The sequence below is a fragment of the Yoonia sp. genome (assembly GCF_014859355.1).
Classification (GTDB): domain Bacteria; phylum Pseudomonadota; class Alphaproteobacteria; order Rhodobacterales; family Rhodobacteraceae; genus Yoonia.
Genome location: NZ_JACUUJ010000045.1, coordinates 1 through 19,080 on the forward strand (window position 1 = coordinate 1; position 19,080 = coordinate 19,080).

Below are 19,080 nucleotides of genomic sequence, written 5' to 3' on the forward strand. Positions count from 1 at the left end.
CTCATAATTCTGGCCGGTGTGGCGCATATAAAGATGGTAGAATCGTTCGCGCGTCTGTTCGATGTGCCGCGACTGGATCAGGATATCGGCCGCAGTCCCCTGGCTGCCTCCAGATGGCTGGTGGACCAGAAACTCCGAATTGGGCAGCGAAAACCGCATCCCCTTTTCGCCTCCAAGCGAAATGACCGACCCCATCGATGCCGCTAGGCCACAGACCAGCGTCGATACCTTGGGTTTGATATATTGCATCGTGTCGTAGATGCTCATCCCTGCAATCACAGACCCGCCCGGGCTGTTGATATACATGCTGATTTCCTTTTTGGGGTTCTCAGCTTCAAGGTGTAAAAGCTGCGCGACGATCAGCTGGCTCATCCCGTCATGTATGGGGCCATTGACAAAAATGATGCGCTCTTTCAGCAGCCGCGAAAAGATATCATAGGCGCGTTCACCCCGTGCGGTCTGTTCAACCACCATTGGGACAAGGTTCATATAGGTCTCTGCGGGGTTTTGCATGTTATCTGCCTCTTTGCTGGACGGCTGTGTCCTACTTCGGAAATCTTGACAGAGTCTTAGAGACGGGTGTCAGGGGCTTCAAGGCCACATGACAGTTTTCACCCCCGCCCCAACGCAGCCACAGCGGTTATCCAACGTGGAACAGGCTGGCAAACAGGCGTGGGTCAAGGCTTTCGCCCGCAAAGGTCGGGCCTTCGGTCAGCATCGACACCGCATCATGGCTGTGCAGACTTTCCTGATGGCTGGCGATCACCCGGAAATCCGAAATTCGCGTATCCAACTGCAACTGTTCGGTAAACAGCCGCGCGGCATCCTCGACAAAAATCGGATTGGCGGCGTTCAGTTCCGCAAAGGCCTGTTCATCCTCGCGCTTGACCATAACCTGCGTTTCCGTCGGCACGGCCGCACGGGCGCGATCAATCAAATCCTCAAACCACATCATGTCACGACCGGTTTCCAGCAAAACCGAAATACGCGCGACCGACCGTTGCGAATGCGGCGTGGCCAGTTGACCACGGAATTGCCGCGCATGTTCGGACAGTTCCAACGAACAGGGGCATGTAGACGAATAGACATAATCCAAATGAATGATCTTTTTGCGCACACCCGACACCTCGACCAGTTCAAGCGCAATATCGTAATACTGATAGCCGGCCAGCCCCGACCGCAGGCTTTCCACTTTCATCGGAAAACTAAACCGCATCTGGATGCGGGCATCAAAGCTTTCCAGATCCGACATGTAATCATCAAGCGCACGTTCGATCACCTCAAAACTGAATGTCTGTTCCGCGTGTTTGTAAAATGTACGCATGATCCGGGACATGTTGATGCCCTTTTTCTCGGCCTCCAGCGATACTGTGCCGGTCACAGATGTTTCCAGGGTCAGATCACCGTTATCACGGGTGTGAAATCGGATCGGCAGTCGGAAATTCGAAATACCGACATGTTGAATTTGCTGTTTTGCACCACGGATCAGGCTGGCCGGCCCGTTTTGAAGGTCGGGCATCGTGGCCTTATAGGCCTCGTCCACCTCGAAAGCATCAGGATATGCGCGCGCCAATGCGGGGTAATTCGAAACCTCTTGCCCCGGTATCAGACGTGATACCAACGGGTCCAATGTTGCCACTTCCTCGGGGGTCACTTCAATGGCCCAGCGCCGCAACAGCGCAAGCGCCGCTTCCGCCTCTGCGCGGGTCGGTTCACGATTCATGTCAGCGGAATGGATGTTCATTTCGTGGCCCCTTCTCGGTGCATCTCCTCCCCCTAAATGGGGCAGGTTCTCAGACTGTCCAACAAAGACATGATAGATACGTAACAAATCTCTGCGTGGATCAGCCATATCACCCAACTTTCAGCACGCAGATGTTACCCGGTATTCGGCCTAACGCCAATGCGCGGCCAGAACGTTGCCCCGTCACGCACAACGCCCTGCTTCTTCCGCTGATAAATTTCCCCACCGGAGGCTCCGCCCGTCCGGCGGACGCAACGGCCAGACCCGTCAGCCCATCGCTTGCCGCAAATCGGACAACAGATCAGCCGCATCTTCCAGCCCGACGCTAAGCCGGATCAGCCCCGGCGTTATGCCAAGCGATGCCTTGACCGCATCCGCCAGCCGCTGATGCGTGGTTGTCGCAGGATGCGTGGCAATTGATTTAGCATCACCAAGGTTGTTGGAAATCTTGAATATCTCAAGACGGTTCAATAACCGGAATGCCGCGTCTTGTGATCCTGCGTCAATCGCCAGAACGGTCCCCCCCGCCCCCATCTGGGCAACAGCCAGCGCGTGCTGGGGATGGCTGACAAGCCCGGGATAGATCACGCGCTGCAACCTTCCATCGGCCTGCAACGACATCGCGAGATGCTGTGCCGTTTCCGCTTGCGCGCGCACCCGCAGGTCCATCGTTTCCAGGCCTTTCAGCATCAGCCATGCCGTAAACGGCGACATCGATCCGCCTGTGTGCTTCATATAGGTTTCGACAGGGCCGCGGATCAGATCGCGCAACCCAAGAATCACACCACCCAGCGCGCGGCCCTGCCCGTCGATATGTTTGGTCGCGGAATAAACCACAACATCAGCACCCTGCGCCAGCGCATCCGAAAACACCGGTGTGGCAAAGACATTATCCACAATCACCAGCGCCCCGACAGCATGTGCCAGCCGCGATACCGCCGCAATATCGACGACTTCCAGCGTCGGGTTAGAAACGCTTTCAAAAAAGACAACCTTGGTATCCGCCCTGATCGCAGCCTGCCAGGCATCAAGATCGGTGCCATCCACGAATGTCACCTCGACCCCGTAGCGGGTCAGGATTTCCTCAAGAATATACAGACACGACCCAAACAGCGCCCGCGCCGAAACAACATGGTCCCCCGCGCGCAGCACCGACATCAACGCGCCGTTGACCGCCGCCATGCCGGATGCCGTGGCAAAGGCGGCCTCGGCCCCTTCCAGCGCGGCGATGCGGTCTTCGAACATCGCCACGGTGGGGTTACCATAGCGGGCATAGATAAATTCATCTTCCCCCGACTGGATAAACCGGGCCTCTGCCGCCTCTGCCGTGTCGTAGACAAAGCCTTGGGTCAGGAAAATCGCCTCGCTCAGTTCGCCGTATTGACTGCGCCGGGTGCCCGCGTGCACGGCGCGCGTGCGTTTGTTCCACTTGTCCATATGTTATCCCTCGCGCCCTTGGCGCATAAAAAAACCCGACACCGGGAAAAGGTATCGGGGTCGAAAAACCCAGAACCCTCTTTAGCGGCATGTTTAACGTGGCCCACAATCCGGTAACAAATCGCCACCAACAGCGCATAATACCCTGCCTGTCCAGCGTCAAGAATGGCTGGCATCAAGCCGGGGCAGTCCGGCCCGGCCCGCCAAATAAGTTGTCCCTTGCCGTTTTCGTGCAGGCTGTCATTCTGATGGTGTGACAAGGAAAAAGGATGGGTCATGACCACACCGATTGATCTGTATTTCTGGCCAACGCCCAACGGCTGGAAAATCTCGATCGCGCTTGCAGAAATGGCATTGCCCTATCGGCTGCATCTGGTGGATATTGGCGCAGGTGATCAGTTTCACCCCGATTTCCTGAGGATTTCCCCCAACAACCGGATGCCCGCGATCATTGATCCCGATGGACCTGACGGCGCGCCCGTCACGATTTTTGAATCCGGTGCGATTTTGCAGTATCTGGCGCGCAAAACAGGTTTGTTTTATGGCCCGACGGAACGCGACCGCATTGCCGTGGACCAATGGCTGATGTGGCAGATGGGCGGATTGGGGCCGATGGCAGGGCAGGCGCATCATTTCCTGAAATACGCCCCCGCCATGACCCCGCCCAATGATCTGCCCTATGCCAAGGACCGGTATCGCAACGAGACCGCGCGCCTATATGGTGTGCTGGACCGGCAACTGGCCCAAAACACCTATGTCGCGGGTGATTTCTATTCGATTGCCGATATGGCGATCTGGGGGTGGGCCTCATTGTGGGAAGGCCAGCAACAAACACTGGATGACAAGCCCCATATGGCCCGCTGGCTGGACATGATGGCGGCGCGTCCCGCTGTCCAGCAGGGCCGCGCGCTGGCTGCGGAAAAACGCGGTGATATCGCACAGGACAAAACAGCCCAAAGCGTGCTTTTTGGCAAAGGCTCGTAACGAATTATTAGGTCTGCACTGTTAATTTGGCATCGCTTCTCGTGAATAGGTCCAGATCATGCAGTATCGTCCGCACCGCTATAACACCCATTATCCCGTCACGTTTGAAACACCATCCGGCCCACAACGTGGCACGGTCATTGACGTGAACACCGCCGGCGCACGTGTCGAAGGGCTAAAAAACCTGTCCCGCGGTGACAAGGTCAGGCTGTCTGTGCTGAGCTTGCGCATCAATGCGGTGGTGCGATGGGTCGCCAACGGGCGCGTCGGGGTCATCTTTTCACCGCGCATTTCCAGCCACCAGGTCGATATTTTACGCTATCGCAGGGACGGACGTCCGACAGTCGGCAACCGCACCGTCGGTTTCCAGTTTCGTGAAATGCACTAATCCTCGTTGGGTTGGTCGATCAGGTATCTTTGCAGCCCGGCAATCTGAACCCACAAGAACACAAACAAAACAGCAGGAAAGGCGAAAGTTTCCAGTTTGACCCATGTTTCGGTAGATTGGGTGCGCCAGATCAGTTCATTTGCTACGGCAAGGGCCGCGAACATCACGGTCAAGCGTCGGGTGAAAATCATCCAGCCTTCCGGGCGCATGGGCAGAAATTCTTCCATGACATATTGCAGATAACTGCGGCCGCGCAGCAGACCAATGCCCAACAGGCCAGCCATCACCCCATAAACGATCGTCGTTTTCATTTTGAAAAAACGCTCGTCATTGAAATAGGCCGTCAGCCCCCCAAAAAAAATCACCATGAAAGCTGTGAAAAGCTGCATCCGGCTCAGCTTGCCTGTCAAGGCCCACAAGATCCCCATAGCCACCAGCAGGATTGGCACAAACACCAGCGCGGCAATGATAAAACCGGAATATTCCGTCCCCGCCACGGTAAACATATCGTCCTTGATCCGCAGATAAATCAGGAAAAATACCAGTGTCGGCCCCAGTTCCAGCACCTGTTTCAGGATCGGATTGATCTGTTTTGTGGTCATCGGCGTCTCCCTCATCCCCCCATTTCCACGATCACGGCCCCCAGCGCAACCAGTGTCATCAGAAACAGCCGGCGCGGGCCGACCTTTTCGCCCAGAATGAACCAGCCGATCAAGGCGGCAAACACGGTCGAGGTTTCGCGCAAAACCGCGGCCTCACCCACCTTGCCCAGCAATGTGGCCAGCATGACGCCACCAAAGCTGACCCAGGCAATCAGCGCGCCCGCAATCCCCCGCCACATCAACGGCCCCAGCAGCGGCGGAACCGGCATCCGCCGGTAACGCCAAGCCGCAAGGATCGGAAAGTCAAAGGCCGTGACAAGGAAAAACCACGCCAGAAAGGTGAAAGGATTGGGCGACTGGCGAATACCAAACGCATCGTAAGTAGTGTAAACGGCGACCAGGACCCCACCGGCCACTGCCCACAACAGCCCCAGCTTGAGCGAGGGAAGGTCAATCACCTCTTCCGATAGGTTGCGCAGTGCCAGCAGCAGGATTCCGCCCGACAAACAGGCCACCCCCAGCCATTGCATCGCAGTGAAATGTTCCTTGAAAAACAGCGATGCCGCTATCACAGTCACCAGCGGCCCTGTGCCGCGCACGACCGGGTAAACCACGGTATAAGCAGCCTTTTCATAGGCCAGCGCCATGGTCAGTTTATAGGCGAAATGCACCACGATCGCGCCCACAAGTATCAACGCAGTCGCGGCATCAGGCCAGGGCACCATGAACAGCGCGACAGGTGCGGAAAAGACCACCAGCCAGCCGTCAATCGCGCCGCGCGTCAGCCACGGATCATAGCGGCCCTTTTGCAGCGCGCCAAATACCGCATGGGCCAGCGCCGACATCAGGGCGAATACTGTGGCCAGCCGCGCCCCTTCGGGCGTGCCCGCCAGCGATACAATCCAGTCGCCCATCAGGTCAGGGCTGCATCACGCGTCCAGCCCCACTAGGGCTGCGGCAAATTCTTCGGGGTCGAACGGGGCCAGATCGTCGATTTGTTCGCCCACGCCGATGGCATGGATCGGCAGACCGAATTTATCGGCCAGTGCCACCAGCACGCCACCCTTGGCGGTGCCGTCCAGTTTGGTCATGATCAGGCCCGACACATCGGCCAGTTCCTGAAACACCTTCACCTGTTGAATGGCGTTCTGTCCGGTTGTCGCATCCAGCACCAGCAGGGTATTGTGCGGCGCCTCTGGGTCTTTCTTGCGGATCACGCGCACGATCTTTGACAATTCCTCCATCAGGTCGGCGCGGTTTTGCAACCGGCCTGCGGTGTCGATCATCAGCAAATCGGCCCCGTCCGCCTGTGCCTGCGTCATCGCGTCAAAGGCAAGGCTGGCAGGGTCGGACCCTTCGGGTGCTGTCAGCACCGGCACGCCCGCGCGGTCGCCCCAGACCTGCAACTGTTCCACCGCTGCCGCGCGGAATGTATCGCCCGCCGCGATCACCACGTTTTTGCCCGCCGCGCGAAACTGGCTGGCCAATTTGCCAATCGTCGTGGTCTTGCCCGAACCGTTCACGCCAACGACCAGCACGACCTGCGGTTTTTTGGCATAGATCGGCAGGGGGCGGGCGACAGGTTCCATGATCCGGGCCACCTCTTGCGCCAGCAACCGCTTGATTTCATCGACCGACAGTTTGCGGCCCAACCGCCCTTCGGCCATGTTGGCGGTGACGCGCACCGCGGTATCCACCCCCATATCGGCAGCAATCAACAGTTCCTCCAACTGTTCCAGCATGTCGTCATCAAGGGTGCGGCGCACCACAGGCCCCGCATTCTGCCCGCCAAACAGACGGCCCATCAGCCCCTTTTTTTCGGGCGCAGCGGGGGTTTCTGGCGTCACAATATCGCGGACCTGATCGGGAAGACCGACGCTGGGTTCAGCCGCTGGCACGGGCGCATCCGGTTCTGTGGCCGGCGGCACATCCGGCGCACCACCATCGCTGACAATGGCATCAAGCCCTTCGTCGAATTTCGACGAAGATCTGAACATCCGGTCTTTGAGTTTTTTGAAGAAAGCCATCGCCCGCCAGCCCTAAATCAATGCATGACACTGACCTAATGGCTGGCGCGGCAATTGAAAAGGGCGGTCAGATTTCATCCTTGAAATGCTGCATCACCAGCCTGATCGGATTGGGCGCCGCCTGCCCCAGCCCGCAGATCGACGCATCGGCCATTGCGGTGCAAAGTTCTGTCAACAGTGGCTGGTCCCATGTATCCGCCTGCATCAGCTTGACCGCCTTTTCACAGCCGACCCGGCAGGGCGTGCATTGGCCACAGCTTTCGTCTTCGAAAAACCGCAGCATGTTCAGCGCGGCATCGCGCGCGCTGTCCTGATCGGACAGCACAACAACAGCCGCCGACCCAATGAAGGTGCCCAAGGGTTGCAATGTGTCGAAATCCAGTGACACATCGTCGATTGCCGCAGGCAACAGCCCCGATGACGGTCCACCCGGCTGGTAGGCCTTGAACACGTGGCCATCGGCCATACCACCCGCCGCCGCGATCACATCCAGAATGGTGGACCCCGCAGGCAGCAGATAAACCCCCGGTTGCGCAACACGCCCAGACACCGAATAAGTCCGCAGCCCCTTGCGGCCGTTCTTTTCGGTGCTGTTCAGCACCTTTGGCCCCTCGCGGCAAATGCGCGCGACCCACAGCAGGGTTTCCACGTTATGCACCAGCGTGGGCCGGTCAAAAATACCGACCTGTGCTACGAATGGCGGGCGGTGGCGCGGCATACCGCGCTTGCCTTCGATGCTTTCGATCATGGCACTTTCTTCGCCGCAGATATAGGCACCGGCCCCGCGCCGCAGGTCGATATACCCCTGATTGATAATACCCGCCTGTTCAAGCGCGGCGATCTCTCGGCGCAAAATCTTCAGCACGGCGGGGTATTCGTCGCGCATGTAGATGAAACAGGTTTCAGCCTCGACCGCCCAGGCGGCGATCAACATGCCCTCAAGAAACAGATGCGGGGTGCGTTCAAGATAATACCGGTCCTTGAATGTGCCCGGCTCACCCTCGTCCCCGTTCACGGCCAGATAGCGCGGGCCGGGATTGCCGCGCACGAAGCCCCATTTCTTGCCCGACGGGAAGCCCGCCCCGCCAAGGCCACGCAATCCGGCGCCCAGAACCTTGTCCTGCACCTCTTCCCAATTGCCGCCCTGCCGCAGCGCGGTCAGCGTGGCATAGCCACCCGCGCTGCGATAGGCATCAAGCGTTTCGTAGTCGGGCACATCGGCGTGGGTGTGACCTGCTGCAATTGCCGCCTGCACCTTTTCCGGTGTCGCATGGTCGATATGGTGATGGCCCAGTTCCAGCACCGGCGCGGTATCGCAACGCCCCATGCAGGGCGCACGCAACACGCGCACCTGTGCGGGGTCCAAACCGTCCTCCAGCGCTGATTTCAACTGTTGCGCACCGGCCAGTTCGCACGACAGGCTGTCACATACACGGATAGTCAGCGCCGGTGGCGGGGCTTCGCCTTCTTTCACCACGTCGAAATGGGCGTAAAAGGTGGCGACCTCGTAAACCTCGGCCTGGGACAGGCGCATTTCCTCGGCCAAGGCGCGCAGATGGGCGGCGGAAAGGTGGCCGTATTCATCCTGGATCAGGTGCAGATATTCGATCAACAGGTCGCGCCGGCGCGGGCTGTCGCCCAGTAGCGCCTTGACCTGATCCCAGGCCTGATCATCCAGCTGGCGGCCCTTGGGCGTACGCCGGCCCTTGCCCTTGCCGGATTTCCAAACGCCGTCACGATTGTCCAAAGCCATTGCGGTCTTCCCTTGTGATCTGCCCGCAACATATCGGCCATACCAGCACCGGACCACGCAAAAACGACACCCCGTATCACCATTGCGCAAGCTTTTGCAATTCATCATGACCGGGCAGGAAACCCGTGCTAACGATGCGAAACATGATAACCCCGATGCGCCTGTTCACCCTTGCCACGCTTGCGCCCACCTGCCTGATCGCAGGAGCGGCCATTTCTGGTGGCATCTGGGTGGCAATGGCGGTGTTCTATCTAACCGCCTTGACCAGCATCCTTGACCGGCTGGTGCAGATCGCGGCACCTACGCAGGAATTTCCATCAGGCAACGGCCTGTCGGTCACGCTGGCGCTGGCGCATTTCGCGCTGCTGCCACTGGTCGTGGCCGGGCTTGCGGGCGATGGGCCGGGCGCGTGGGAAAAGCTGGGACTGTTTTTTGCAGCCGGATTGTTCTTTGGTCAAGTCAGCAACGCGAACGCGCATGAATTGATCCATCGCGGCCCGCGTCACCTGCACCGACTGGGGATGTGGGTCTATATCACGCTGCTGTTCGGGCATCACACATCGGCGCATGTGCTGGTGCATCACCGGCATGTCGCCACCCGCGCCGACCCCAACACATCGCGCAGGGGTGAAAGTTTCTATCGCTATGCCCTGCGCGCCTGGGTCGGGTCGTTTCGCAAGGGTTATCGCGCCGAAGCCACCCGCCTGACACAGATGAACCGCCCGGCATGGCGTAATCCCTATCTGGTCTATACAGGCGGCGCAGTCATCTGCGTGGCGCTGGCGGTCGCGGTCAGCACCAAGGCGCTGGCCTATTATGTCGCGCTGGCCGGATATGCGCAGATGCAATTGCTGATGTCTGATTATGTCCAGCATTACGGCCTGACCCGGGCCATCAATGCACAGGGCAAGCCACAGCCCGTGGGCGCAGAACACAGCTGGAACAGCCCGCACTGGTTTTCATCCGCGCTGCTACTGAACGCCACCCGCCATTCCGATCATCACGCCCACCCAACGCGACACTATCCATCACTGACCCTGCCAAAGGACGCCCCTATGCTGCCCAAACCCCTTCCCTTGATGGCGGCCATCGCACTGGTTCCGCAGCTATGGCACCGCATGATGCATCCGGCGCTGGACAGGCTGCGCCATGCGTAGCCTGGCCTTGATCGTGGCGCTGGCGACACCCGCAGCAGCGCAGGACACGATGGACGCCACCGCGTTCGAGGCCCATGTCACCGGGCGGACCATAACCTTTCGGACAGCGAATAACCCAAGTTTCGGGATCGAACGCTATCTGCCGGGGCGCCGCGTCATGTGGTCCACATTTGATGGCACCTGCCAGTACGGGTTCTGGTTTGAAGACGATGGCGCCATTTGCTTTCGCTACGATGGTGATCCGGAAAACAAATGCTGGCGGATGTATGACGATCCGGGCGTGATGCGCGGCGTTTACATCACGCAACCGCCCGCCACCATCATCTTTGAAGACCCCGCCCGCGACGATCAACTTGTCTGCAATGACCTGTCTTCATAAGCGGATGGGCGCGGATCAGCTGAGGGATTTCACCTTCAGCCGGCCATCTGCAAATTCGATCTCAAGCGCAGTTGACGCACCTGCTACCGCAACACCCGTCACCACTGCACCATCGCCCCGCACCACGGCATAGCCGCGTTCAAGCGTTGCCACATAGCCCAATGTCTCGCGCAGGCGATCAAGCGAGGCCAGCCGCGCCTGTCGTTCGGCCTGTTGGCGTGATGCCCGGTCTGACAGGCGACGCAAGACCACATCCAGCCGGTCACGCTGCCGCGTCAGCCGGTCGTGCAGGACATCGGCCCGAAGACCCCGCCCTGCGCTGTCCAGCGCAACAGACCCTTCGCGCAGTTTACGCTGCAAAGCGGGGATCATCCGGGCCTCCAGACCTGCCAGGCGCCGCCGGTCTTCGGCTAGCCGACGCGCCAGGATTTGCGGGCGCAATGCCGCCTCGGACATTTGCAGCCGCTTTTGTGCCGCTGCATGGCGCAGCGCATTGGGCAACCTGTCTGTCAGATAATCCAACCGCTGGCGCGGACCCTCGACCAGCGTGTCCACCTGTGGCAAGGCGCGGGACAAGTCGCGCAGACGCTGCTGGCGCTGCTGCACGCCCACGCTTAATGCCCGCCGCAGCCGCGCCCCCTGCTGGTCCACCCAGCCCAGCAATTCCATCCGCACCGGCACCGCCAGTTCCGCCGCTGCCGTGGGTGTTGGCGCGCGCATATCTGCCACGAAATCAATCAACGTGGTGTCGGTTTCATGCCCGACCGCCGAAATCAGCGGGATGTCCGACGCTGCCGCCGCGCGTGCAACGATTTCTTCGTTAAAGCCCCACAGATCCTCGATCGACCCACCACCGCGCGCCACGATCAGCAGATCCGGCCGCGGCAAGGCACCGCCCGGTGTCAGCCGGTTAAATCCCGCAATCGCCGCGGCCACCTCGGACGCGCATTTCTGGCCCTGCACAGCCACCGGCCAGACCAGCACCTTGCGCGGGAACCGGTCGCGTAAACGGTGCAGGATATCGCGGATCACAGCACCGGATGGCGAGGTGATGACGCCGATCACCTCGGGCAGATAGGGCAGTGGTTTCTTGCGTTCTGCGGCGAACAGCCCCTCTGCCGCCAGCGCCTTTTTGCGCGCCTCCAACATCGCCATCAGGGCACCGGCACCGGCGGGGGCGATGTCTTCGATGATCATCTGATATTTGGACTGGCCCGGAAAGGTCGTCAGCTTGCCGGTGGCGATAACCTCCATCCCCTCCTCAGGCTTGTGGGTCAGACCCTGCGCACGGCCTTTCCAGATCACGGCGGACAACACCGCGCGATCATCTTTCAAATCCAGATAAATGTGGCCAGACCCGGGCCGCGAAACGCGCCCGACCTCACCGCGCACCCGCACATGGGAAAAACCGCCTTCGATCGCTTTTTTCACCGCACCCGAAATCTCGGATACGGAATATTCCGGGGTGTTGTCGACAGGGGCGGGATCGTCAAAAAGGTCCATCAGCTGCTCTTGTTATCATGGCTGCGCAACCTTAGAACGCCATCAGTCAAAGGCCAAGTGGAGAGCGCCATGAACATCCTTATTCTGGGCAGCGGCGGGCGCGAACACAGCCTTGCGTGGGCGGTCAAACAAAACCCCAAATGCGACCGTCTGATCGTGGCACCGGGCAATGCGGGCATCGCCGCCATCGCCGATTGCGCCGACATCAATATTCTTGATGGCGGGGCGGTTGCCACATTTGCCGAAGAAAACGCCATCGACTTTGTCATCATCGGGCCAGAGGCCCCTTTGGCCGCCGGCGTGGCCGACCGTCTGCGCGCTGCCGGGCTGTCGGTTTTCGGGCCAAGCCAGGCCGCCGCCCAGCTTGAAGCCTCCAAATCCTTTACCAAGGCCGTGTGCGATGCCGCAGGTGCGCCCACCGCCACCTATGCCCATTTCACCGATGCCGCTGCCGCGCGCGATTACATCCGCGCCAAAGGCGCACCTATCGTGGTCAAGGCTGACGGGTTAGCCGCAGGCAAGGGCGTGATCGTTGCCATGACGATGGCCGAGGCGCTGGCCGCCATCGACGACATGTTTGACGGCAGTTTTGGCGCTGCCGGTGCCGAGGTGGTCATCGAAGAATTCATGGAAGGCGAAGAGGCATCGTTTTTCGTGCTGTGCGATGGCAAGACGATCCTGCCCGTCGGCACGGCGCAGGACCACAAACGCGCCTTTGACGGCGACACCGGACCAAACACCGGCGGCATGGGTGCCTATTCCCCCGCCCCTGTCATGACCGACGAGATCTCGCAAAAGGCGCTGGATGAGATTATCCGCCCGACAATGGCTGAAATGGCAAAACGCGGCACACCGTTTCAGGGCGTGCTGTTTTGCGGGCTGATGATCCAGAACGGCCAGCCCCGGCTGGTGGAATACAACGTGCGCTTTGGCGATCCTGAATGCCAATGCCTGATGATGCGGCTGGGGGGGCAGATCCTTGACCTGCTGCTGGCCTGCGCAGAGGAACGGTTGGACGAAGTGCAGGCCAACTGGGCCGACGATCATGCGCTGACCATCGTCGTGGCGGCCAAGGGATACCCCGGCCCCTGTGCCAAGGGAACGGTCATCACCGGCCTCGACATCCAGCCATCTGACAGTTTCCATATGGTGTTTCATGCAGGCACCGCCGAAATCGACGGCCAGATCACCGCAAACGGCGGGCGGGTGCTGAACGTGACCGCCAGAGGGGGCACGCTGGCAGAGGCGCACGAAAAAGCCTATGCAATGGCCCAGATGATCGACTGGCCAGACGGTTTTTATCGCTCTGACATCGGCTGGCGCGCACTCTAACGTTTTTTCCGCGCATAAATATCCCCGCCGGGCCACCGGGATGGCGGGCGGGGCGCGTTGCGCGCGCAACAGCGCCGCACGGCATCACGCCACCATCGCCGCCGCCTTTTTCAGATCAACAGACACCAGCTGCGACACGCCCTGCTCGCCCATCGTCACGCCGAACAACCTGTCCATCCGGCTCATCGTGACGGCATGGTGCGTGATGACCAGAAACCGTGTATCGGTGCGGCGACACATCTCATCCAGCAGGTCACAGAAGCGCGTCACATTGGCATCATCCAGCGGCGCATCCACCTCGTCCAGCACACAAATAGGGGCGGGGTTAGCCAAAAACACCGCAAAGATCAGTGCCAGCGCGGTCAGCGTCTGTTCGCCCCCCGACAACAAAGACAAAACGCTCAGCTTCTTGCCCGGCGGCTGGCACATGATCTCAAGCCCCGCCTCTAACGGGTCATCGGATTCGACCAGCACCAGCTTGGCCTCCCCCCCACCAAATAAATGGGTAAACAACAGGCCAAAGTTGTCGTTGACCTGCTCAAACGCCGTCAACAGCCGCTCGCGGCCTTCGCGGTTCAGGCTGGCAATCCCTGAGCGAAGCGCGGCGATCGCGGCCTCCAGATCGGCCTTTTCGGACACCAGGTTATCATGCTCCGCCTGCACCTCGCGGGCGTCTTCCTCGGCGCGCAGGTTCACGGCCCCCAGCGCGTCGCGCTGCCGCTTGAGCGCATTCACCTGCCCCTCGACCGCATCAGAGGCAGGCATCTGATCGACCACCACATCAAGGCTTTCCAGCAACTGATCAGGTGTGACCTCTTGCGCCTCCAAAATCCGTTCCGCGGCATAGGCGACAGTCTCGCGGGCGGCATCGGCGCGGGCCTCGGAACGCGCACGGGCCTCGCGCGCCTCTGATGCCAGTCGTTCGGCGTCACGCTCGGCATGACCTGCGTCCCGCAGTGCGGTTTCGGTGATGGCCAATGCGTCGGCAGCGGCTTTGCGGCGCGCTTCGGCCTCTGTGATCGCATTGGCCAGTTCAGCGCGTTTCGCGGCAATCTCCTCAGGGGCCGTCGTTGCGGCGGCCAATTCTGCCGCAGATGCAGCCTTGCGCTCCGCCAATTCGGCGGTGCGTTTATTTGCGGTCTCCAGCCGGTGCTTCCAGCCACTGATTTCCTTGGTGATTTCCTGACTACGCTTAAGCCGGGCATCACCTTCACGGCGGATTTCATCGTGGTTGGACCGACGCGACATCATCGTGATACGCGCGCCTTCGACCGCCAATTTCACATCTTCCACGGTGGCGCGCGCCATTTGCAAATCACCCAGATCGCGCAGCGCCTGTTCGGCTTCCGCCAGCGCCTTGCGCGCTACCATTGCCTCATCTTCGTGGCGGGTTACGGCCAGCGCAAGGCTTTCACGCTTGCCCGCACTCAGGTTGCGATCGGCCTCGGCACGGCTGGCGGCGCGGTTGGCTTCTGCAACCATGCGGTCGGCATCGCGACGCGCAGCGCGCGCGGCCTGATCCGCATCGGTCTGCTGTCGCAACAAAGCCACCAAGGCATCATGCGCCTGTGCCGCCTGATCAGCCGCAGATGCTGCACCCGCCAGATCACGCTTTAACCCTTCAAGGCGGTTCAACTGTTGCAGGCGCAAGGCCGCCGCCGACGGCGCATCCTCAGCACCCGCCCGAAACCCGTCCCAGCGCCATAAATCACCCGCGACCGAAACCAACCGCTGACCCGGTTTCAGATCCGCTTGCAAACGCGGGCCATCCACAGCATCGACCAGCCCCACCTGCGTCACCCGCCGCGCCAGGACATCCGGCACGGTAACGTATGCACCCAACGGTGCAACCCCATCTGGCAAAGCCTGCGCTGTGGTATAAGCAGGTAACAACGCCCATCCCGATGCAGCATCTACCCCGACTGCCGGGGCACGCAAATCATCTGCCAGGGCGGCACCCAACGCTTTTTCATACCCGCCCTGTACGCGCAGCAGATCAAGCACCTGCCCGGTTTCGGATGTATCGCGCGCCACCAACTTGGTCAAAGCCGCCACTTCGGCGCGCAACGCGTTCGCTTCGCCTTCGGCCGCTGACCGGCTGGCGCGCGCCTCGCTTTCGCGGGTTTGCGTTTCTGCGCGCGCGCTTTCTGCGGCGGCCAAAGCGGCATCGGCAGAGGCGGCGGCGGCAACAGCGGCTTTTTCCGCGTCGCCAGCGGCTGCAAAATCAGCCTCGGCCTGGGCCAGCGCCGCCGCCGCCTGCGCCATAGCAGCCTTGGCGCGGACCGCCTCAGCCTGATTTTTATTCAGCGTCGTGCGGTGATCGCCCAACAAACGTTGCGCCGACTGGTGGCGCGCGGCCAAGCGGGCGACATCCTCGGTCAGCTGCGACAGATCAGCCTCGCGTTCCTGCAAAACACCTGCCGCCGCGCGGGCGGCGACCTGTGCGGCCTCTAACCTGGCATCATGCCCCTCGCCCGCCTTGGCAATTTCGCGGGCTTCCCATTCCAGCCGGTCGATCGTTTCGCCAGCATCCTTGTTCAAACCGCCTTCGCGGTCCATATCACGGGTCAACTGATCAATCCGGGCGCGCAGCGTGGCAATCGTGTCAAGCGCCCGCGCCTCTTGATCTTTGAGCGTGTCGCGCTGCACCTGCAACCGCTGCACAACAGCGGCAGCGATGGCTTCTTCCTCACGTAGGGGTGGCAATGCCTCTTCTGCCTTGGCGCGCGCCTTGGCCGCCGCACGGGCCGCCGATTCAGCCTGTGATGCCGCTGTCGTGCGGTCGCGCAACTGGTCCGATGCCGCAAGCAAAGCGTCATTTGCTTCTTTCCAGCGGCGATACAGCAACATTCCCTCGGCACGGCGCAAAGCCTCGCCAATTTCACGGTAGCGGGCTGCCTGTTTAGCCTGCCGGGCCAGTTGCGCCAATTGCGCGGCCAGCTGCGCGATCACGTCATCCACGCGGGTCAGGTTCTGTTCCGCGCCCTTAAGCTTCAACTCTGCTTCGTGGCGGCGCTGATAAAGGCCGGAAATCCCGGCGGCTTCCTCCAAAATACGACGGCGCGATTTCGGTTTGGCGTTGATCAATTCCGATATCTGCCCCTGTCGGACCAATGCGGGCGAATGTGCGCCGGTGGAGGCATCAGCAAACAGCATCTGCACATCGCGGGCGCGCACATCCTTTGCTCCGACCTTATAGGCCGACCCGGCATCGCGGGTGATCCGGCGGACGATTTCCAATTGATCACTGTCGTTGAATGCTGCCGGCGCGAGGCGTTCGCCATTATCAATAATCAGCGATACTTCGGCAAAGTTACGCGCGGGGCGGGTCGCGGCACCGGCAAAGATCACGTCCTCCATGCCGCCGCCGCGCATGGCGCTGGCGCGATTTTCGCCCATCACCCAACGCAGCGCTTCCAGCAGGTTCGACTTGCCACAGCCATTCGGCCCCACAACGCCGGTCAGACCATCGGCGATGATCAGATCGGTAGGGTCCACAAAGCTTTTGAAGCCATTCAGTCGCAGTTTGCTAAAGCGCAATGCCTCTTGCCCCGCTGATTCCTAAACTCGCAAAAGCATCGCCCTGCCGCCCCCTACGAGTCAACGCCCCCGCCCCCCCATATGCCCATTTCCGCCGTGTTATCCACAAAATATTGGGTTTCCCTGCTTCTTCCAAGCCTAGTTATCCCCGCCAGAGGCATCAAATTTCGCGAAATTTAATTACGCGGGCCGCAGCAGATTTCATATCTGTCGCATTCCATCTTGACGCAACCACACACTGCTGTGCACAAACAAAAGGCACGGTTCCCCGACGATGCCAAGCATCAGGGGATCAAATGGGAATGTGGAAAAGCCGATCCGAACCGGAGGCCCGACGCCACAGCCGCCCCCGCGACTGTATGCGGAGAGTGCCTTGTTATCGCGCCACTGGGCAACCGGGAAGGCAACAAGGTGCATCGACCCGCAAGCCAGGAGACCAGCCATGCACCGGGCCCAATCGGGGTGCGGACAACAACAACGGACGGGGTGTTCCGTGGGGGTTGAACCAAGGCGCGATGCTGCGGTCACTCCATGCGATTCCCCCCTTTACTGCGATCCTAAAGGGGACAGACATGAAAAAACTTTTTACCGCCGCGGGCCTCAGCCTTGCCGCCTCACCCGCCCTTGCGCACCACCCGCTGGGTGGCTTGCCAATGGAAACCTTTACCCATGGTCTTGCCTCTGGTGTCGGGCATCCGCTGCTGGGTTTTGACCACATGTTCTTTGTCCTGGCGATGGGCATCGCGGCAGTGTTCACCGGGCGCAAGCTGCTGACACCTGCCGCCTATATCGGTGCCATGCTGATCGGCACCGCGCTGATGTATGCTGGCATTGCCATGCCAATCGCGGAAACGGTCATCGTGCTGTCGCTGATCGTGCTCGGCGGGATCATACTGTCGGGCAAGGCGCTTGGCACCACCGCCGCCATCGTGATATTTGCCACCTTTGGCCTGTTCCACGGCTCTGCATTTGGCGGCACAATCGCCGGACAAGAAGGTGGCGTCGGCGGGGCAGTTCTGCTGGGCTATCTGATCGGCCTGGGGGTCATCCAATACCTGATGGCCATCGCCGCAGGATGGATCGTTACCAAACTGGGCGCAACTGACGCCACCGCCATCAACGCTCGCCTTGGTGGCGCCATGGTCGCCGGTGTCGGGATCTTTCTTGCGCTGGAAATCGTCGAAGGCCCGCTGGTCGCCCTTCTGGCCGCCTAAAGCGCCCGCTAAAACATGACGCATGACGGTCCCAAAAGGGGCCGTCATTCCATTTGGAAAAACCATCCCAAAGGTCACATCATGCCCGCAAAAATCCCCGCCACTGTCGTCACCGGCTTTCTGGGTGCCGGAAAAACCACACTGATCCGGCATTTGCTGCAAAATGCCAAAGGCAAACGGATTGCCCTGATCATCAACGAATTCGGCGATCTTGGGGTAGATGGAGACATCCTCAAGGGCTGCGGCGACGAGGTCTGTTCCGAGGATGACATCGTCGAGCTGTCCAACGGCTGTATCTGTTGCACCGTCGCCGATGATTTCATCCCCACGATGGAGGCGCTGCTGGCCCGCGACATCAAACCCGATCACATCGTGATCGAAACCTCGGGCCTTGCCCTGCCGCAACCGCTGATCCGCGCGTTCAACTGGCCGGGCATTTCCACGCGCGTGACCGTCGATGGCGTCGTCACCGTGGTCGATGGCCGCGCCGTGCATGACGGCCAGTTCGCCCATAACGTTGCGGCCGTCGATGCCCAGCGCGCGCAAGACGACAACCTTGACCACGAAACACCCCTGTCGGAACTGTTCGAAGACCAGATCGCCTGCGCCGACATGATCGTTGTGAACAAGATCGACCTGCTGAACGAAGCCGAGGCAGACAGCCTGACGGCCCGGCTGAAATCCGAATCCCGCGACGGGGTGCAGGTGGTCAAGGCGTCGATGGGCGCGCTGCCCGTCGATGTGCTGCTGGGGCAGGGATCCGGCGCAGAAAGCGACATGTCCTCCCGTCACGAAATCCACCACCATCACCACGACAATGATGACGGCGACGATCATCACGCACACGACCATGACGAATTCGAATCCTTCATCGTCACCCGCGACGAAATCACCGACACCGCGGCTTTCGCCGCACAGGTCGCCGACATCATCCGCACCCACAACATTCTGCGGCTCAAGGGTTTTGTCGCCGTCGCGGGAAAACCCATGCGCCTGACCTTGCAGGCGGTTGGCCCCCGC

Annotated in this window: 16 protein-coding genes and 2 riboswitches; of the genes, 7 read left to right on the forward strand and 9 right to left on the reverse strand. The window is 60.5% G+C overall.

Features of this window, described 5'->3' with window-relative positions:
• From IBX59_RS12945 to metZ, 3 genes are all read right to left on the reverse strand, one after another.
• Window positions 1-513: ATP-dependent Clp protease proteolytic subunit (locus tag IBX59_RS12945; RefSeq protein WP_296376219.1), on the reverse strand; the 513-nt coding region annotated here is incomplete at its 3' end.
• A 127-nt stretch (window positions 514-640) separates the two neighbouring features.
• The gene (folE2, locus tag IBX59_RS12950; protein ID WP_296376221.1) at window positions 641-1,744 is read right to left on the reverse strand and encodes a GTP cyclohydrolase FolE2; all 1,104 of its coding nucleotides are present in this window, start codon (window positions 1,742-1,744) and stop codon (window positions 641-643) included.
• A 267-nt stretch (window positions 1,745-2,011) separates the two neighbouring features.
• On the reverse strand, window positions 2,012-3,181 hold the full coding sequence (gene metZ / locus IBX59_RS12955; protein WP_296376223.1) for an O-succinylhomoserine sulfhydrylase: 1,170 nt from the start codon (window positions 3,179-3,181) through the stop codon (window positions 2,012-2,014).
• Between the two features lie 60 nt (window positions 3,182-3,241).
• Window positions 3,242-3,319: riboswitch (SAM riboswitch) on the reverse strand.
• A gap of 138 nt (window positions 3,320-3,457) precedes the next feature.
• Between metZ and IBX59_RS12960 the strand changes: the two genes are divergently transcribed.
• Together IBX59_RS12960 and IBX59_RS12965 are read left to right on the forward strand one after the other, a co-directional pair.
• Complete coding sequence (locus IBX59_RS12960) at window positions 3,458-4,165, forward strand: glutathione S-transferase N-terminal domain-containing protein (RefSeq protein ID WP_296376224.1); 708 nt, start codon at window positions 3,458-3,460, stop codon at window positions 4,163-4,165.
• 58 nt (window positions 4,166-4,223) lie between these two features.
• A complete protein-coding gene (locus IBX59_RS12965) occupies window positions 4,224-4,553 on the forward strand; it encodes a PilZ domain-containing protein (protein ID WP_296376226.1) in 330 nt (109 codons plus the stop codon).
• On the opposite strand, the gene IBX59_RS12970 is transcribed toward IBX59_RS12965, so the two are convergent.
• The 4 genes from IBX59_RS12970 to IBX59_RS12985 all read right to left on the reverse strand — a co-directional run bounded on the left by IBX59_RS12970 (window position 4,550) and on the right by IBX59_RS12985 (window position 8,935).
• On the reverse strand, window positions 4,550-5,155 hold the full coding sequence (locus tag IBX59_RS12970) for an inner membrane-spanning protein YciB (protein WP_296376229.1): 606 nt from the start codon (window positions 5,153-5,155) through the stop codon (window positions 4,550-4,552). The two genes, IBX59_RS12965 and IBX59_RS12970, sit on opposite strands and share 4 nt — an antisense overlap.
• A gap of 11 nt (window positions 5,156-5,166) precedes the next feature.
• On the reverse strand, window positions 5,167-6,069 hold the full coding sequence (locus tag IBX59_RS12975) for a DMT family transporter (protein WP_296376230.1): 903 nt from the start codon (window positions 6,067-6,069) through the stop codon (window positions 5,167-5,169).
• 15 nt (window positions 6,070-6,084) lie between these two features.
• Entirely contained in the window at window positions 6,085-7,182 is a 1,098-nt protein-coding gene (gene ftsY, locus IBX59_RS12980; protein ID WP_296376232.1) for a signal recognition particle-docking protein FtsY, read from the reverse strand.
• A 67-nt stretch (window positions 7,183-7,249) separates the two neighbouring features.
• The gene (locus IBX59_RS12985) at window positions 7,250-8,935 is read right to left on the reverse strand and encodes an NAD(P)H-dependent oxidoreductase subunit E (RefSeq protein WP_296376234.1); all 1,686 of its coding nucleotides are present in this window, start codon (window positions 8,933-8,935) and stop codon (window positions 7,250-7,252) included.
• A 155-nt stretch (window positions 8,936-9,090) separates the two neighbouring features.
• Between IBX59_RS12985 and IBX59_RS12990 the strand changes: the two genes are divergently transcribed.
• Complete coding sequence (locus IBX59_RS12990) at window positions 9,091-10,092, forward strand: alkane 1-monooxygenase (protein WP_296376236.1); 1,002 nt, start codon at window positions 9,091-9,093, stop codon at window positions 10,090-10,092.
• Window positions 10,085-10,471, forward strand: a complete 387-nt coding sequence (locus IBX59_RS12995; RefSeq protein ID WP_296376238.1) for a hypothetical protein — start codon at window positions 10,085-10,087, stop codon at window positions 10,469-10,471. The genes IBX59_RS12990 and IBX59_RS12995 overlap by 8 nt, the downstream gene beginning before the upstream one ends.
• A gap of 15 nt (window positions 10,472-10,486) precedes the next feature.
• Here the strand turns inward: IBX59_RS12995 and xseA are convergent, their stop codons facing one another.
• Window positions 10,487-11,974 carry an exodeoxyribonuclease VII large subunit gene (xseA, locus tag IBX59_RS13000; protein ID WP_296376240.1) on the reverse strand — a complete coding sequence of 496 codons (1,488 nt, stop codon included), beginning with the start codon at window positions 11,972-11,974 and terminating at the stop codon, window positions 10,487-10,489.
• 69 nt (window positions 11,975-12,043) lie between these two features.
• Here xseA and purD point away from each other — a divergent pair, with 69 nt between their 5' ends.
• On the forward strand, window positions 12,044-13,306 hold the full coding sequence (gene purD, locus IBX59_RS13005) for a phosphoribosylamine--glycine ligase (RefSeq protein WP_296376242.1): 1,263 nt from the start codon (window positions 12,044-12,046) through the stop codon (window positions 13,304-13,306).
• Between the two features lie 84 nt (window positions 13,307-13,390).
• On the opposite strand, the gene smc is transcribed toward purD, so the two are convergent.
• Complete coding sequence (gene smc, locus IBX59_RS13010; protein ID WP_296376244.1) at window positions 13,391-16,846, reverse strand: chromosome segregation protein SMC; 3,456 nt, start codon at window positions 16,844-16,846, stop codon at window positions 13,391-13,393.
• Between the two features lie 244 nt (window positions 16,847-17,090).
• Window positions 17,091-17,306: riboswitch (cobalamin riboswitch) on the forward strand.
• Between the two features lie 112 nt (window positions 17,307-17,418).
• Between smc and IBX59_RS13015 the strand changes: the two genes are divergently transcribed.
• Both IBX59_RS13015 and cobW read left to right on the forward strand, forming a co-directional pair.
• Window positions 17,419-18,060: a HupE/UreJ family protein gene (locus IBX59_RS13015; RefSeq protein ID WP_296376247.1), complete on the forward strand. Its 642-nt coding sequence runs from the start codon at window positions 17,419-17,421 to the stop codon at window positions 18,058-18,060.
• Between the two features lie 81 nt (window positions 18,061-18,141).
• Window positions 18,142-19,080, forward strand: a 939-nt coding sequence (gene cobW / locus IBX59_RS13020) for a cobalamin biosynthesis protein CobW (protein WP_296376249.1), incomplete at its 3' end; no start/stop codon positions are given.

Bases quoted from the DNA above. Each gene is read 5' to 3' on its own strand.
- folE2 (WP_296376221.1), bottom strand. From the start codon at position 1,744: ATGAACATCCATTCCGCTGACATGAATCGTGAACCGACCCGCGCAGAG.
- metZ (WP_296376223.1), bottom strand. From the start codon at position 3,181: ATGGACAAGTGGAACAAACGCACGCGCGCCGTGCACGCGGGCACCCGG.
- IBX59_RS12960 (WP_296376224.1), top strand. From the start codon at position 3,458: ATGACCACACCGATTGATCTGTATTTCTGGCCAACGCCCAACGGCTGG.
- IBX59_RS12965 (WP_296376226.1), top strand. From the start codon at position 4,224: ATGCAGTATCGTCCGCACCGCTATAACACCCATTATCCCGTCACGTTT.
- IBX59_RS12970 (WP_296376229.1), bottom strand. From the start codon at position 5,155: ATGACCACAAAACAGATCAATCCGATCCTGAAACAGGTGCTGGAACTG.
- IBX59_RS12975 (WP_296376230.1), bottom strand. From the start codon at position 6,069: ATGGGCGACTGGATTGTATCGCTGGCGGGCACGCCCGAAGGGGCGCGG.
- ftsY (WP_296376232.1), bottom strand. From the start codon at position 7,182: ATGGCTTTCTTCAAAAAACTCAAAGACCGGATGTTCAGATCTTCGTCG.
- IBX59_RS12985 (WP_296376234.1), bottom strand. From the start codon at position 8,935: ATGGCTTTGGACAATCGTGACGGCGTTTGGAAATCCGGCAAGGGCAAG.
- IBX59_RS12990 (WP_296376236.1), top strand. From the start codon at position 9,091: ATGCGCCTGTTCACCCTTGCCACGCTTGCGCCCACCTGCCTGATCGCA.
- IBX59_RS12995 (WP_296376238.1), top strand. From the start codon at position 10,085: ATGCGTAGCCTGGCCTTGATCGTGGCGCTGGCGACACCCGCAGCAGCG.
- xseA (WP_296376240.1), bottom strand. From the start codon at position 11,974: ATGGACCTTTTTGACGATCCCGCCCCTGTCGACAACACCCCGGAATAT.
- purD (WP_296376242.1), top strand. From the start codon at position 12,044: ATGAACATCCTTATTCTGGGCAGCGGCGGGCGCGAACACAGCCTTGCG.
- IBX59_RS13015 (WP_296376247.1), top strand. From the start codon at position 17,419: ATGAAAAAACTTTTTACCGCCGCGGGCCTCAGCCTTGCCGCCTCACCC.